13 protein-coding genes are annotated in these 14,072 nt (G+C 71.3%); 9 read left to right on the top strand and 4 right to left on the bottom strand.

What is annotated here, in order from left to right; genetic code table 11:
- The first annotated feature begins 99 nt into the window (after positions 1-99).
- Positions 100-609 carry a DUF2752 domain-containing protein gene (locus EIW28_RS05285; RefSeq protein ID WP_197717069.1) on the top strand — a complete coding sequence of 170 codons (510 nt, stop codon included), beginning with the start codon at positions 100-102 and terminating at the stop codon, positions 607-609.
- Positions 610-702: 93 nt separating this feature from the next.
- Here EIW28_RS05285 and EIW28_RS05280 read toward each other — a convergent pair whose 3' ends face one another.
- On the bottom strand, positions 703-1,524 hold the full coding sequence (locus EIW28_RS05280; RefSeq protein WP_125246615.1) for a DUF4097 family beta strand repeat-containing protein: 822 nt from the start codon (positions 1,522-1,524) through the stop codon (positions 703-705).
- A gap of 10 nt (positions 1,525-1,534) precedes the next feature.
- Positions 1,535-2,026 carry a toxin-antitoxin system HicB family antitoxin gene (locus tag EIW28_RS05275; RefSeq protein WP_125246614.1) on the bottom strand — a complete coding sequence of 164 codons (492 nt, stop codon included), beginning with the start codon at positions 2,024-2,026 and terminating at the stop codon, positions 1,535-1,537.
- 205 nt (positions 2,027-2,231) lie between these two features.
- Between EIW28_RS05275 and thyX the strand changes: the two genes are divergently transcribed.
- The 3 genes from thyX (at position 2,232) to EIW28_RS05260 (ending at position 5,725) form a co-directional block, all read left to right on the top strand.
- The gene (gene thyX / locus EIW28_RS05270) at positions 2,232-2,984 is read left to right on the top strand and encodes an FAD-dependent thymidylate synthase (protein ID WP_125246613.1); all 753 of its coding nucleotides are present in this window, start codon (positions 2,232-2,234) and stop codon (positions 2,982-2,984) included.
- A 159-nt stretch (positions 2,985-3,143) separates the two neighbouring features.
- The gene (gene dapA, locus EIW28_RS05265; RefSeq protein WP_125246612.1) at positions 3,144-4,034 is read left to right on the top strand and encodes a 4-hydroxy-tetrahydrodipicolinate synthase; all 891 of its coding nucleotides are present in this window, start codon (positions 3,144-3,146) and stop codon (positions 4,032-4,034) included.
- The gene (locus EIW28_RS05260; protein WP_125246611.1) at positions 4,034-5,725 is read left to right on the top strand and encodes a ribonuclease J; all 1,692 of its coding nucleotides are present in this window, start codon (positions 4,034-4,036) and stop codon (positions 5,723-5,725) included. The genes dapA and EIW28_RS05260 overlap by 1 nt, the downstream gene beginning before the upstream one ends.
- Positions 5,726-5,913: 188 nt before the next feature.
- Here EIW28_RS05260 and EIW28_RS05255 read toward each other — a convergent pair whose 3' ends face one another.
- Positions 5,914-6,615, bottom strand: a complete 702-nt coding sequence (locus EIW28_RS05255; protein ID WP_125246610.1) for an SDR family oxidoreductase — start codon at positions 6,613-6,615, stop codon at positions 5,914-5,916.
- Positions 6,616-6,689: 74 nt separating this feature from the next.
- Here EIW28_RS05255 and EIW28_RS05250 point away from each other — a divergent pair, with 74 nt between their 5' ends.
- Complete coding sequence (locus tag EIW28_RS05250; RefSeq protein ID WP_232013805.1) at positions 6,690-9,233, top strand: FtsK/SpoIIIE family DNA translocase; 2,544 nt, start codon at positions 6,690-6,692, stop codon at positions 9,231-9,233.
- A gap of 33 nt (positions 9,234-9,266) precedes the next feature.
- Here the strand turns inward: EIW28_RS05250 and EIW28_RS05245 are convergent, their stop codons facing one another.
- The gene (locus EIW28_RS05245) at positions 9,267-10,361 is read right to left on the bottom strand and encodes a hypothetical protein (protein WP_125246609.1); all 1,095 of its coding nucleotides are present in this window, start codon (positions 10,359-10,361) and stop codon (positions 9,267-9,269) included.
- A 210-nt stretch (positions 10,362-10,571) separates the two neighbouring features.
- Here EIW28_RS05245 and rimO point away from each other — a divergent pair, with 210 nt between their 5' ends.
- From rimO to EIW28_RS05225, 4 genes are all read left to right on the top strand, one after another.
- Positions 10,572-12,047, top strand: a complete 1,476-nt coding sequence (gene rimO, locus EIW28_RS05240) for a 30S ribosomal protein S12 methylthiotransferase RimO (protein WP_232013804.1) — start codon at positions 10,572-10,574, stop codon at positions 12,045-12,047.
- A complete protein-coding gene (gene pgsA, locus EIW28_RS05235; protein WP_232013803.1) occupies positions 12,044-12,622 on the top strand; it encodes a CDP-diacylglycerol--glycerol-3-phosphate 3-phosphatidyltransferase in 579 nt (192 codons plus the stop codon). The genes rimO and pgsA overlap by 4 nt, the downstream gene beginning before the upstream one ends.
- 56 nt (positions 12,623-12,678) lie before the next feature.
- On the top strand, positions 12,679-13,104 hold the full coding sequence (locus EIW28_RS05230; RefSeq protein WP_125246607.1) for a helix-turn-helix domain-containing protein: 426 nt from the start codon (positions 12,679-12,681) through the stop codon (positions 13,102-13,104).
- A 114-nt stretch (positions 13,105-13,218) separates the two neighbouring features.
- Positions 13,219-14,070 carry a PspA/IM30 family protein gene (locus EIW28_RS05225; protein ID WP_125246606.1) on the top strand — a complete coding sequence of 284 codons (852 nt, stop codon included), beginning with the start codon at positions 13,219-13,221 and terminating at the stop codon, positions 14,068-14,070.
- Positions 14,071-14,072: the final 2 nt, after the last annotated feature.

Genomic DNA, 14,072 nt, shown 5'->3' with positions numbered 1-14,072 from the left:
CCTGTCGGACCCGCGTGTCAGGGTGTTGAACCGGGGGCAATCCGATCGGGGCCGCCGGGCGCTCGGCGTGCCCGCTACGCTGTTCGGTGAGGAGGGCTTGTGTGCGCAGTCGATGAGGCGACCCTGGAGTCGCGGCCGGACCCCGAGCAGCCGCCCCGCCGCAGCGGGAACCCCGTGCGGCGCTGGGTGACCGACGTCGTCGTGCGGCCCTGGTTCGCTCCGCTCGCGATCCTCTCCTGCTTCGCCGCTGCGGCCGCCGGCGTGGTCGCCACCAACCCCACCGACGACACCGGCCCTACCACCTGCCTGTTCAAGCTCGCCACCGGCTTCGACTGCCCCGGCTGCGGCGGGACTCGCGCGTTCTACTACGTGCTCACGCTCAACCTGCCCGAGGCCGCGCGCCACCACGTGATGGCCGTGTTCGCCGCCCCGTTCATCGCCTGGATGTACCTCGGCTGGGCCCTGCCGCGCCTCTTCCCGCGGCGCACCTGGCGGCTCCCGACCTTCCACCTCACCCCGGGCCTGATCACCGTGTTCCTCTCGGCCTGGGGCGCGTTCACGATCCTGCGGAACCTCCCGTGGGAGCCGTTCACGTTCTTCTACGTCTGAGCCCGACGTCTGAGCCCCTCTTCCGCGCCCGGGACGCCAAGCGGCCCGGCCACCGTGGTGACCGGGCCCGCTCGTGGGTGTTGGATCGAAGTCTTACGCGAACGCGCTGGCGCGGTGCAGGTAGATGTCGCCCGACACCGACCGCGCCCGCACCTCCAGGCTCGTGCCGTCGCTCGACGGGGCCGGCGAGGTGTCGCCGGTCGCCAGCTCGGAGGTGACCGAGCCGGCCTTCGCGTCGAGGTCCACCCAGATGTCGGTGCCGGGGACCACGCCGAGGCTGATGCGCCCCGAGACCGTGTTCGCCTTCACCGAACCGGAGCGCAGCGCCCCGAGCTCGATGCCGCCCGAGAGGGTGTTCACGTTCGCGTTCGAGTCGAGCCGCTCGGCCGTGATCGAGCCGGCCACGGTCTTCGCGGAGAAGTCCCCGCCGACGTGGTCGGCCTTGACCTGGCCCGAGGCGGTGTTCGCGCGGAAGTCCTCGGTCGTGTCGATGACGCTGATCGAACCCGACACGGTGTTCGCCCGCACGCTCGTGGCGCTCTCCACGGTCGCCGACCCGGCGACCGTGTTGATCGAGACCGCGCCGAGCTTGCCGTGGAGGCTGATCGGCGCCGAGGTCGTCTTGACCGAGACCTCGGAGCGGACCGGCAGCCGCACCGACAGGTGCACGCCGATCTCCTTGCGGAAGAACCAGTTCTGCGGCTTCTCGGGAGCCACCACCCGCAGGTGCCCGTTCTCGAACGAGACGCTCGCCAGGTCGGCCGCGTCCGAGTCGTTGTCGACGCGCCGCTGGGCGGGCTTGATCTCGACCAGGACGGTGTCCAGGTCGTGGGCGGTGACGGTGACCGAGCCGTCGGCGAGCGTGATCGCCGCCGTGACCGGTCCGTCGTGGGTGAATTCGGTGTACTCGTTCATCCTCGTGCTCCTAAGCCCGGGCGTAGCCGGTGATGCGCTGGCTGTACTTCGCGCCGGCGGGCTGGCCCGAGGTGCGCGAGGCGTGGACCGCGTTGTTGATCGCGCGCACCAGCCAGGCGTTCACCGAGGCGCCGTCCTTGGAGGCGGCGCGCTCGACGTCCTCCTTGAGCGACTCCGGCAGGCGCAGCGTGATGCGGGCGACGTCGTCGTCCACCGGCGGGGCCGGCGGCGGTGCGGCCTCGGCGGTCTCGCCGCCGCTCACCCGCAGGTCGACCTCCTTGCCGCGCACCCGCAGATCGACCGACGCCGAGGAGCCGGCCTGGTCGAGCCCGGCGGTGATCTCGGCGGCGGCCTCGCTGAGAGCCTCCATGAGCGCCAGGCGCGCACCCGCGTCGAGCGCTTCCGACAGCAGTTCCGCAGTCCGCGCGGCGTCCTCCCCGCCCGGCGCGGCGGCGGCGGTGAGGCTCCGGCGGAGCGATTCGATATACGGCGTCAAGTCCATGACACCATCATGACATCATTTCTGACGTCTGTCAAGCGGCGCGCTGGAGCCGGGGTGCGGCGGACCGCCCCGCGCGCCCCAACAAGAACACGCGATCTCCTCGCGTAGCCGGGCGCGTGCAGGGACACACTCGCCCCCCGAGTACCCTCAGAGAGTCGAGAACCAGCACTAACAGGCACCGAACACGAAACGAGGGGGACCGGGGATGCCCGAGATCGTACCGATGGACGTCCGACTCATCGCCTGGACGCACTTCGAGGCGCCGGACGACGTCCCCTGGGACACCGACGCCGACGGCGGCCAGGCCCTCGCCGAGTTCGCCGGCCGCGCCTGCTACCAGTCCTGGACCAAGCCCAACCCCAAGACCGCCACCAACGCCGGGTACCTCGACCACATCCTCCAAGTCGGCCACCTCTCGGTCCTCGAGCACGGCTCCGTCAGCTTCTACCTCAGCGGCATCTCCCGCTCCCTCACCCACGAGCTGATCCGCCACCGCCACTTCTCGTACTCCCAGCTGTCTCAGCGCTACGTCCCCGAGCGCGACGCCCACATGGTCGAGCCCGAAGTGATCGCCGCCGACCCCGAGCTCCACGAGCGCTTCCTCGCCGCCGCCGAGGCCGCCCAGCACGCCTACGACGACCTCCTCGAAGGACTCGAGAAGAAGTTCGCCGACGTCGCGAACCCCACCCTGCGCCGAAAGCAGGCGCGCCAAGCGGCGCGATCGGTCCTCCCCAACGCCACCGAGACCCGCATCGTCGTGACCGGCAACTACCGCGCCTGGCGGCACTTCATCGCCATGCGCGCCTCCGAGCACGCCGACGTCGAGATCCGGGCGCTGGCCGTCGAATGCCTGAAGCAGCTCCAGGACAAGGCCCCGAACGTCTTCGCCGACTTCAAGATCACGAAGCTCGACGACGGCACCGAGGTCGCCTCCAGCCCCTACGTCACCGAGGGGTAGAGCCGCCGGGCGCACCGCCCGCAGCAGCCGGACCCCGGCCCCCGCGCGACGCGCGGGCCGGTTCCACGGCCGCGGGCCCAGCAAACTTGAGACAGTTATACGGAACGAGCGGCCGGGCGCAGGCGCCCCCGCCGCCGGAATCAGCATTGGTGAAAGCAGATGCGCAACGCAACGCGCCCCTTCGGGCGCACACTCGCGGCCATGATCACGCCGTTCACACCCTCCGGGGAGCTCGACGTCCCCGGGACGGCCGCCCTCGCCCGCCACCTCGTCGACGAGCAGGGCTGCGACGGCCTCGTCGTCAACGGCACCACCGGCGAGTCGCCCACCACCACCGACGCCGAGAAGACCCAGGTCATCGAGACCGTCGTCGAAGCCGTCGGCGACCGCGCCCACGTCATCGCCGGCGCCTCGACCTACGACACCCGCCACTCGGTGCGCCTCGCGCAGGCCGCCGAGAAGGCCGGCGCGCACGGGCTCCTCCTCGTCACCCCCTACTACAACAAGCCCACCCAGGACGGCGTCGCCGCCCACTTCGAGGCCATCGCCGACGCCGCCGAGCTGCCCGTGATGCTCTACGACATCCCGCCGCGCTCCGTGCTCGGCATCGGCGAGGACACCTTCGCGCGCCTCGCCCGGCACGAGCGCATCATCGCCGTCAAGGACGCCACCGGCGACCTCGCCAAGGCCCAGCGCGTCCGCGCCGCCACCGGCCTCGCCTTCTACTGCGGCGTCGACGAGCTCAACCTCGCCGCCTACGCCACCGGCCAGATCGGCGTCGTCTCCGTCACCGCCCACCTCGTCGGCCGCCAGATCAACGCGATGTTCGACGCCCACGACGACGGCGACAACGCCCGCGCCCTCGCCCTCAACGACGCGCTGGTGAGCGTCACCGCCGCCGTCTTCTCCATCCCCGGCCTCGCCGCCGTCAAGTCCGGCCTCGCCACCCTCGGCCTGCCGGGCGGGGAGCCGCGCCTGCCGCTGCTCCCGGCCGACGCCGACACCGCCGCCCTCATCGCCGCCCGACTCGCCGACCTGAAGGAGTCCTGATGGGCCTGACCCGTCCCAAGAACCTCGGCGAGCCCGGCGCCCTCCCGGACGGCGCCCTGCGGGTCATCCCGCTCGGCGGCCTCGGCGCCATCGGCCGCAACATGACCCTGTTCGAGTACGAGGGCCGCCTCCTCATCGTCGACTGCGGGGTCCTCTTCCCCGACGTCGACCAGCCCGGCGTCGACCTCATCCTGCCGGACTTCACGCCGATCCTCGACCGCCTCGACGACATCGAGGCCGTCGTCGTCACCCACGGCCACGAGGACCACATCGGCGCGATCCCGTTCCTGCTCGAGCACAAGAACGACATCCCCGTCGTCGGCTCCCGCTTCTCGGTCGCGCTCGTCGAGGCCAAGCTCCGCGAGCGCCGCATCAAGCCCGCCGGGATCGTCGTCGCCGAGAACGAGACCCTCCAGCTCGGCCCGTTCGGCCTGGAGTTCCTCGCCGTCAACCACTCCATCCCGGACGCGCTGGCCGTCGCCATCCGCACCGAGGCCGGCCTGGTGCTCCACACCGGCGACTTCAAGATGGACCAGCTCCCGCTCGACGGGCGCATCACCGACCTCGCCGGCTTCGCGCGCCTCGGCGACCAGGGCGTGGACCTGCTCCTCTCGGACTCCACGAACGCCGAGATCCCCGGCTTCGTGACCTCCGAGCGCCAGATCGGCGCCGTCCTCGACAAGCTCTTCGAGGACGTCAAGGGCCGCATCATCGTCGCGTCCTTCGCCAGCCACGTGCACCGCGTGCAGCAGGTCATGGACGCCTCGCACGCGCACGGCCGCAAGGTCGCCCTCGTGGGCCGCTCCATGGTCCGCAACATGGCGATCGCCCGCGACCTCGGGCTCCTCCACGTCCAGGAGGGCCTGATCGTGAGCATGGACGAGGCGGTGCGCCTGCCGGCCGACGAGATCGTGTACATGTCGACCGGCTCCCAGGGCGAGCCGATGAGCGCCTTGGGCCGCATGGCCTCCGGCGACCACCGGCACATCACCGTCGAGCCCGACGACACGGTCATCCTCGCCTCGTCGCTGGTGCCGGGCAACGAGACCGCCGTGTACGGCGTGATCAACCGCCTCGCGCGCACCGGCGCCACGGTGATCCACAAGGACGTCGCGAAGGTCCACGTCTCCGGCCACGCCCCCGCGGGCGAGCTGCTGTACGTCCTCAACGTCGTCAAGCCGTCGAACATGATCCCGGTCCACGGCGAGGCCCGCCACCTCCAGGCGCACGCGCGGCTCGCGATCGAGTCCGGCGTGCCCGCCGACCAGGTCATCGTCATCGAGAACGGCGACGTCGTCGACCTCGTCGACGGCCGCGCCCGCCTCGTCGGGCACATCCCGAACAACCTCATCTACGTCGACGGCCTCTCCGTGGGCGACGTGGGCGAGCCGGTCCTCAACGAGCGCCGCGTCCTCGGCGACGGCGGCTTCATCGCCGCCACGGTCGTCATCGACTCCGAGAACGGCAAGGTCGTCGGCGGCCCCACCGTCTCCGCGCGCGGCTTCTCCGAGGACCCGAAGGCGTTCGACGGCGTGCTGCCCCTGATCGACGACGCCATGGAGCGCGCCGCCCAGGACGGCATCACCGACCCGCACCAGCTCCAGCAGATCCTGCGGCGCACGGTCGGCAAGTGGGTCAACGACACCTACCGCCGCCGCCCGATGATCGTGCCGCACGTCCTCGAAGTATGAGAGGACGCATAAGGCAGAGCCTCGAAGTATGAGAGGACGCATGAGGCAGAGCCTGGAGGTCTGAGTAATCCTCCTGTATGCGGTGGGGCCGCGCCCGCAAGGGCGCGGCCCCACCGCATATTCTTCCGGAGGACGACCCCCCAAGCTCGACTGAGCGGGCCGCGCCCTTGGAGCGCAGCCCCGTTCGCTTAGCCTCTGGGCCGGATCGGGAGCGGGTTCGGGGGCTCCGTGCGGAGCTCGTTCACGACCATGTCCGCCGGGGCGTCGAGGACCGCGAGGATCGTCTTCGCGACCGTGTCCCGGCTCATCGCGCGCGACGGGTCGTAGTCCGAGTCGTACTGGTCGCGCAGGCCGCGCTGCATGTCGGTGTCGAAGTGCGACGGGTAGAAGCTCGTCACCCGCACCCCGTTCGCCTGCTCCTCGGCGCGGAGCGCGTCCGCGATCGCCTTGAGGGCGTGCTTGCTCGCCGCGTACGACGACAGCCGCGGCGCCGCGTGCAGGCCCGCGCCCGAGTTCAGGAAGAAGACGTGCCCCTGCGCCGCGCGCAGCGCCGGCAGCAGCAGCCGCGTCAGCTCCGCCACGGACACGACGTTCACCGCCATCGTCCGCTGCCACCACTCCAGCGTCTCCTCGGCGACCGGGTTGACATTGAGGACGCCGGCATTGTGGACCAGCGCGTCCAGGCGCTCCACACCGAGCGCCGCCACCGCGTCCGCCAGGCCCGCCGGGTCGGCGAGGTCCGCGATCAGCGCCGCCGCGTGGGGGACGCCGTCGAGCGCGGCCGCGCTGCGGGCGTGCCCGATCACGGTGTCGCCGCGCTCGCTCAGCCGCTCGGCCAGGGTCCGGCCGAGGCCGCGCCCGGCGCCGGTGACCAGGATCGTTTTTGACATGCCGTCACATTAGCCCCTCCCGTGAAGCCCTTCGCGTCAACGGCGGTCGGCGTGCGGGCGGTAACGTATGCACCATGATGGCCAGGACGAGCGGAAAGGGCGGCACCGCCCGGAAGCGGACCGCGCCCGCGGCGCGCCGCCAGCCCGCCGCCAAGAAGGCCGCCCCGAAGCGGCCCGCCGCCACGAAGGCGGCCAAGAAGACCGCCGCCAAGCGCACCGTGAAGAAGACCGCGCCGAGGAGACGCGCCGACGCGATCCCCGGCCCGCTCGAAGCCCTCGGCTTGGGCCTGCGCGGCCTGTGGATCGGCACCGCCCGCACCACCGGCTGGATGGCCCGCTCCGTCGGCAAGGAGGCCGCCACGGCCCGCGAGATCGACCCCGCCCACCGCCGGGACGGCCTCGGGCTGCTCCTGGTCGCCACCGCGATCGTCCTCGCGTGCGCCGTCTGGTTCGACGTCGCCGGGCCCGTGGGCGAGCGCTTCGCGTTCATCCTCGACTGGCTCCTGGGCCTCGCCACCCGCGCGCTCCCGGTCCTCCTGGTGCTGTGGGGCGTCCGCGTCATGCGCCAGACCCCGCCCGAGGGCGCCCACGGCCGCTCCCTCGTCGGCTGGACCGCGATCTGGCTCTCCAGCCTCGGCCTGCTGCACCTCATGTCGGGCCTGCCGGCCGACATGGGCGAGCGCATGGCCGCGGGCGGCCAGATCGGCTGGCTCGTCGGCGGCGGCCTCGCGCTGGCCGTCTCCGCGTACGTGGCGTTCCCGCTCCTGGTGCTGCTCCTGCTGTTCGGCGTCCTGGTCGTGACGGCGACGCCGCTGAACCAGGTGCCGACGAAGCTCGCGCACCTGTGGGGCCTCGCCACCGGCAAGGTCGAGACCTATGAGGACGACGAGGAGGCCGAGCCGCGCATGACGCGCGCCGAGAGCCGCGAGGCCAAGCGGCTCAAGGAGGAGGAGGCCAGCCGCGTCCACCGGCCCACCACGGTCCTGCCGCGCCTGGCCCCCGAGGAGGTCCCCGACCTGGGGGCCGACGAGCCCGAGCCGCCGCGCCGCCCGTCCGCGCCGATCCCCGAGCCCGAACCGGTGCGCGAGCCGCCGAAGCACTCGCCGCCGCCGAAGCGCACCGAGCAGCCGACCCTCTCGGACGGCGCGTCGGACGGCGACTACCGGCTGCCGCCCATGGACATCCTGCCGACCGGCCCGGCCGCGAAGAAGCGCTCGAAGGCGAACGAGGTCGTCATCGCGGCCCTCCAGGAGGTGTTCGCGCAGTTCAACGTGGACGCCGCGGTCACCGGCTTCACGCGCGGCCCCACGGTCACGCGGTACGAGGTCGAGCTCGGCCCCGCCGTCAAGGTCGAGCGGATCATCCAGCTCGCCAAGAACATCGCGTACGCCGTCAAGAGCGCGGACGTGCGGATCATCAACCCGATCCCCGGCAAGTCCGCGGTCGGCGTGGAGATCCCGAACACCGACCGCGACGACGTGGCGCTCGGCGACGTGCTCCGCTCGCCGCTGGCCCAGTCCGACGCGCACCCGATGATCGTGGGCCTCGGCAAGGACGTCGAGGGCGGCTACATCCTCACGAACCTGACGAAGACCCCGCACCTGCTCATCGCCGGCTCCACCGGCTCGGGCAAGTCGAGCTGCATCAACTCGCTGCTGGTGTCGACGCTCATGCGGGCCACGCCCGAGCAGGTCCGCATCCTCCTCATCGACCCCAAGCGCGTCGAGCTGTCGAACTACGAGGGCATCCCGCACCTGGTCCACCCGATCGTGACGAACCCGAAGAAGGCGTCCGACGCCCTCCAGTGGGTCGTCAAGGAGATGGACATGCGCTACGAGGACCTGGCCGCGGCCGGGGTCCGGCACGTCGACGACTTCAACCGCAAGGTCCGCGCCGGCGAGGTGACGGTCCACCCGGCCTCGGGCCGCGAGTTCCGGCCCCACCCGTACCTGCTGGTCATCGTGGACGAGCTGGCCGACCTCATGATGGTCGCCGCGCGCGACGTGGAGGACTCGGTCGTGCGCATCACGCAGCTCGCGCGCGCCGCCGGCATCCACCTGGTGCTCGCCACGCAGCGGCCCTCGGTGGACGTCGTCACCGGCCTCATCAAGGCGAACGTGCCCTCCCGCCTGGCGTTCTCGACCTCCTCGCTCGCCGACTCGCGGGTCATCCTCGACCAGCCGGGCGCCGAGAAGCTCGTGGGCCGCGGCGACGGCCTGTTCCTGCCGATGGGCGCCTCCAAGCCCGAGCGGATCCAGGGCGCGTGGGTCTCCGACAAGGAGATCGAGGCGGCCGTGGAGCACGCGAAGGCCCAGATGGACGCCCAGTACATCGAGGAGGTCACGGCGGCGCCGGGCTCGACGCGCGAGATCGACCCGGAGATCGGCGACGACCTCGAACTGCTCATCCAGGCGATCGAGCAGGTCGTCACCACCCAGTTCGGGTCGACCTCGATGCTCCAGCGCAAGCTCCGCGTCGGGTTCGCGAAGGCCGGGCGGCTCATGGACCTCATGGAGACGCGCGGCGTCGTGGGCCCCTCCGAGGGCACCAAGGCCCGCGACGTCCTCGTCAAGCCGGACGAGCTCGACGGCGTCATCGCCTCGATCCAGGGGGAGTGAGCGGGCCGGTCCGCCCGGACCGGCCCCCCGCGGCTACTCGAAGCTGGCCGTCAGCTCGTGCGTCTCGTCGCCGGTGATCGGCATCGACACGTCCTCGGCGGGCCACTCGACCGGCCCGTCCGGGTGGAACTTCAGCGTGAACACCAGGCTGTCGGCCGGCACGCTGTACGTCAGCGTGTACGTGCGCCAGATCCCGTCGCCCCACTCCTCGTCGACGTGCTCGACCGAGGCCGCCGCCAGCTCCCCGTTCGGGTCGCTGACCTTCAGGGCCTCCTTCGGGTCGATGTTCCACTCCAGGCCCGAACCGGACTGGAGCCACCCGAAGCTGACGTGGAGCACGGCCGCGTCCGGCTCGGCGATCCAGCCCTTGCCGGGCTGGTACACCTCGCGCGAGAGCGTGAAGTCGGTGGAGTACTGCCAGTCGTCGAACCAGTACTCGTACGAGCCGGTGCTGGTGTAGCCGTCGACGGAGTTCTCCACGACCTCGGTCGTGACGGTGTCCGTGGACCCGTTGTACAGCGCCTCGATCAAGCCCGTGCGGGTGCGTTCGCGCAGGTCGAGCGTTTGCGTGCGCTCGACGTCGGTGATCTCCAGGGTCACCGGCGCGCCCTTCTCGGCCACCGCGAAGTACACCGAGCCGGGCTGGGGCGCCTCCCCGGCGAACTCCCACACGTCGTCGCCGATGGAGAGCGTCCCGGACAGCTCGGTGAGGTCGTCGATCGCGTACGGCGCCTCGACGCCCGGTTCGGGCGCGAACTGCACGATCGTGAACTCGTACCCCTGCGGCGGCGGCAGCAGCCGGTACCCCTCCCGGAGCAGGTACTCCAGCTGGAACCCCTCGGGGACCTCCTCGAACGAGGCCAGGCACTCGACCCGGAGCGCGAAGTGCGCGCCGCGCAGCAGCCCCTCGTCGCCCTCGAAGCGGTGCTCGCCCTCGGAGGGGCAGATCGACACGGGCACGTCGTCACTCGAAACGGTGTATCCCGCGGGGGTGTTCACCGTTCCGGTCGGCACTTCGCCGCACGCGGCGGCGGTGAGCGCGGCGGCCGCCGCGAGGGCCGCGGACGCGACGCGGCGGACCTGGTTCCTGGGGTTCGGGAGGGCTGGGGCGATGCCTTTGGGGGACATGGAACAAGCCTAGGGCACGGTCGCAACGGCCGGTGAACCGATGTTGCCCCAGCGCAGAAGGGAAGGGAACGCCCCGAAAGGTCCCGCCGCGGCGCGCGCGGCCGGTCCGGGGCGGCTCCGGCGTAAGGTGCGCCACTCTACCGCCCGGAAGACCGTGACCCTGCCCGCCGCCCCGGGCGTCGACCCGCTGCCGCTGGGTACGCTTTCCGGGTGTCATCAGCTCATTCGACCCGATCCGAGGACTCGGGCGTGCGCGGCTCCAAGAGCGTCGCGCTCCTGACGCTCGGCTGCGCCCGCAACGAGACCGACTCCGAGGAGCTGGCCGCCCGCCTGGCCGCCGGCGGCTGGCGGATCAGCGACGACGGCGAGAACGCCGACGTCGTCATGGTCAACACCTGCGGCTTCATCGAGCAGGCCAAGACCGAGTCCATCGACGTCCTCCTCGAGGCGTCGGGCACCGGCGCCAAGGTCGTCGCGACCGGCTGCATGGCCGAGCGCTACGGCCGCGAGCTCGCCGAGAGCCTCCCGGAGGCCGACGCCGTCCTCGGCTTCGACCACTACCCGGACATGGCCGCCCGCCTCGACGACATCCTCGCCGGCCGCGCCGTCGAGTCCCACCAGCCGTCCGACCGCCGCAAGCTCCTGCCGCTGGCCCCGGCCGCGCGCCAGAGCGCCGCCGCGGTCGTGCCCGGCCACTCGCGCACCGCCCAGGCCGACGGCACCGCCCTGGAGGCCGGCGCCCCGCAGCACCTCACCGTGCTCCGCAAGCGCCTCACCGACGGCCCCGTCGCCAACCTCAAGCTCGCCTCCGGGTGCGACCGCCGCTGCACGTTCTGCGCGATCCCGTCCTTCCGCGGCTCGTTCGTCTCCCGCACGCCCGAGGAGATCCTCGCCGAGGCCGCGTGGCTCGCCTCCGAAGGCGTCAAGGAGCTCAACCTCGTCTCGGAGAACACCACCTCCTACGGCAAGGACCTGCCCGACAACCAGGCCCTGGAGCACCTCCTGGAGGGCATGGCCGCGATCGACGGCATCGAGTGGATCCGCCTGTCGTACCTCCAGCCCGCCGAGCTGCGCCCGAGCCTCATCGAGGCGATGCTCCGCACCGACAAGGTCGTCCCGTACTTCGACCTGTCCTTCCAGCACTCCTCGGCGAAGGTCCTGCGCCGCATGCGCCGCTTCGGCTCCACCGAGAACTTCCTCGCGCTCCTCGACCAGATCCGCGAGCGCGCGCCCCTGGCCGGGGCCCGCACCAACGTCATCGTCGGCTTCCCCGGCGAGACCGAGGAGGACGTCGAGGAGCTCATGGGCTTCCTCGAGGCCGCCCGCCTCGACTCCACGGGCGTGTTCGCGTACTCCGACGAGGACGGCACCGAGGCCGTGCACCTCGACGGCCACGTCCCCGAGGACGAGGTCCAGGAGCGCCACACCCGCGTCGCGATGCTCGTCGACGAGCTGGTGAGCCAGCGCGCCGCCGAGCGCGTGGGCGAGACCATGACCGTCCTGGTCGAGTCCGTCGAGGATGACGGCGTGGACGGCCGCGGCGCCCACCAGGCCCCGGAGGTCGACGGCACGGTCGCGCTCGTCGGCGAGGTCGAGGGCCTCCAGGTCGGCGACTTCGTCACCGCGAAGGTCGTCGACTCCCACGGCGTCGACCTGGTCGCGGAGATCGTCGAGGAGGTCTGGTGACGACCGACCAGCCGGTCTCGCCGTGGAACATCGCGAACGTGGTGACCGTGGCGCGGATCTTCCTGGTGCCGGTGTTCGCGGTGTTCGTGGTCCTCTCGGAGATGGAGCACACGGGCTGGCGGGTCGCCGCGTGCCTGCTGTTCATCTTCATCTCGGCGACGGACTTCGTGGACGGCTGGCTCGCGCGCTCGCGCGGCCTGGTGACCGATTTCGGCAAGCTCGCGGATCCGATCGCGGACAAGGCGCTCATCGGCACCGCGCTGGTGCTGCTGAGCTTCTACGGCGACGTCGCGTGGTGGGTGACGGTGGTCATCCTGGTGCGCGAGTTGGGGATCACGGCCTGGCGCATGGCGATCCGCACCCGCACGGTGCACGCCGCCGACCGGGGCGGGAAGCTGAAGACCGTCTTGCAGATCACGGCCGTGTCGTGGCTGCTGTTCCCGTGGCCGGCGCCGCTGGACGCGGTGGGGTCGTGGCTGATGTACGCCGCGCTCGTGCTCACGGTGCTGACGGGAATGGATTACCTCTGGAAAGCATTCAAATTGAAGGAGAGCGAGCCGAACCGGACGAGCTAGGCTTGCAGAACCGGTTTAGGCTCACATGAGCGATCGGCGGCGTGGAGGAGAACCCTATGGTGTTGTTGAGGGAACTGCTGGGCGAGACCCTGCGGCGCCGCCGCCGCGCGCAGAAGCGCACGCTGCGGGACGTCTCGAAGCAGGCCAACGTGAGCCTCGGTTACCTCTCGGAGATCGAGCGGGGCCACAAGGAGCCGTCGAGCGAGCTGCTGGCCTCGGTGTGCGGGGCCCTCCAGGTGCGCCTGTCGGAGGTCCTGGCGGAGGTCTCGCGGGAGGTCGCCCAGCACGAGCGCGGCGAGGGCCAGGCGCCCGACGCGCAGGGCCGCCAGGTGGCAGTGCTGCCGCTGCCGCGCGAGCAGGCCGCGGCCGAGGAGTCGCGCCGGCGCCGCCACGCGCCGCCGCCGTCCCCCACGATCGCGCAGGTCCGGTCTCGTCACCGCCGTGGCGACGTGACCGATTCGGTGGTCCGCGCGGCTGCCTGATCGCACCCGATGATGTAGTTTTGCGATTGAGGCGTCGCCCCTGTCCCGCACGAGTGGCGCCGATGTCCGACACTAGAGTCAGTCGGCGTTGTGATCACCGGAAGGACCCCGATAATGGCCAATCCGTTCGTCAAGGGCTGGAAATACATGATGGCGCTCTTCGGTGCGAAGATCGACGAGTACGCCGACCCCAAGATCCAGATCCAGCAGGCGATCGAGGAAGCGCAGAAGCAGCACCAGGCGCTGGTGGGCCAGGCCGCCTCGGTGATCGGGAACCAGCGCCAGCTCGAGATGAAGCTCAACCGCTCGATGGCCGAAGTGGAGCGTCTCCAGGCGCAGGCGCGCCAGGCGCTGGTGCTGGCGGACAAGGCGCGCGCCGAGGGCGACGAGCAGAAGGCGCAGCAGTTCGAGTCGACGGCCGAGATCCTGGCCGGCCAGCTGGTCTCCACTGAACAGTCCCTCGAGGACATGAAGGTGATGCACGACCAGGCGCTCACCGCCGCCGACCAGGCCAAGAAGGCCGTCGAGAACAACCAGATGATCCTCCAGCAGAAGCTCCAGGAGCGCACGAAGCTCCTCGGCCAGCTGGAGCAGGCGAAGATGCAGGAGACGATCGCCTCGTCCCTGGAGTCGATGTCGCAGACCGCCGCCCCGGGCAACGTGCCGAACTTCGACGAGATTCGCGACAAGATCGAGGGCCGCTACGCGTCCGCGATGGGCCGCGCCGAGCTCGCCTCGAACTCGGTCGAGGGCCGCCTCCTGGAGGTCAACCGGGCCACCCGCGACATGGCCGGCGCCTCGCGCCTGGAGCAGATCCGCGCCTCCCTCGAGGGCGACCAGCTCTCGGGCGGCAAGGAGAAGGCGCAGATCGAGTCGAAGGAGGCGGTCACGAACGCCCGCCTCGCCGACATCCGCGCGTCCCTCGGTGAAGAGGGCACCGCGGAAGCGGACACGACCAAGAGCTAGGA

It is taken from the genome of Glycomyces terrestris (genome assembly GCF_003933745.1).
Classification (GTDB): Bacteria; Actinomycetota; Actinomycetes; order Mycobacteriales; family Micromonosporaceae; genus Glycomyces; species Glycomyces terrestris.
Note: the sequence above shows the minus strand (reverse complement) of the source record. Positions and strands in the feature narration are given on the sequence as shown.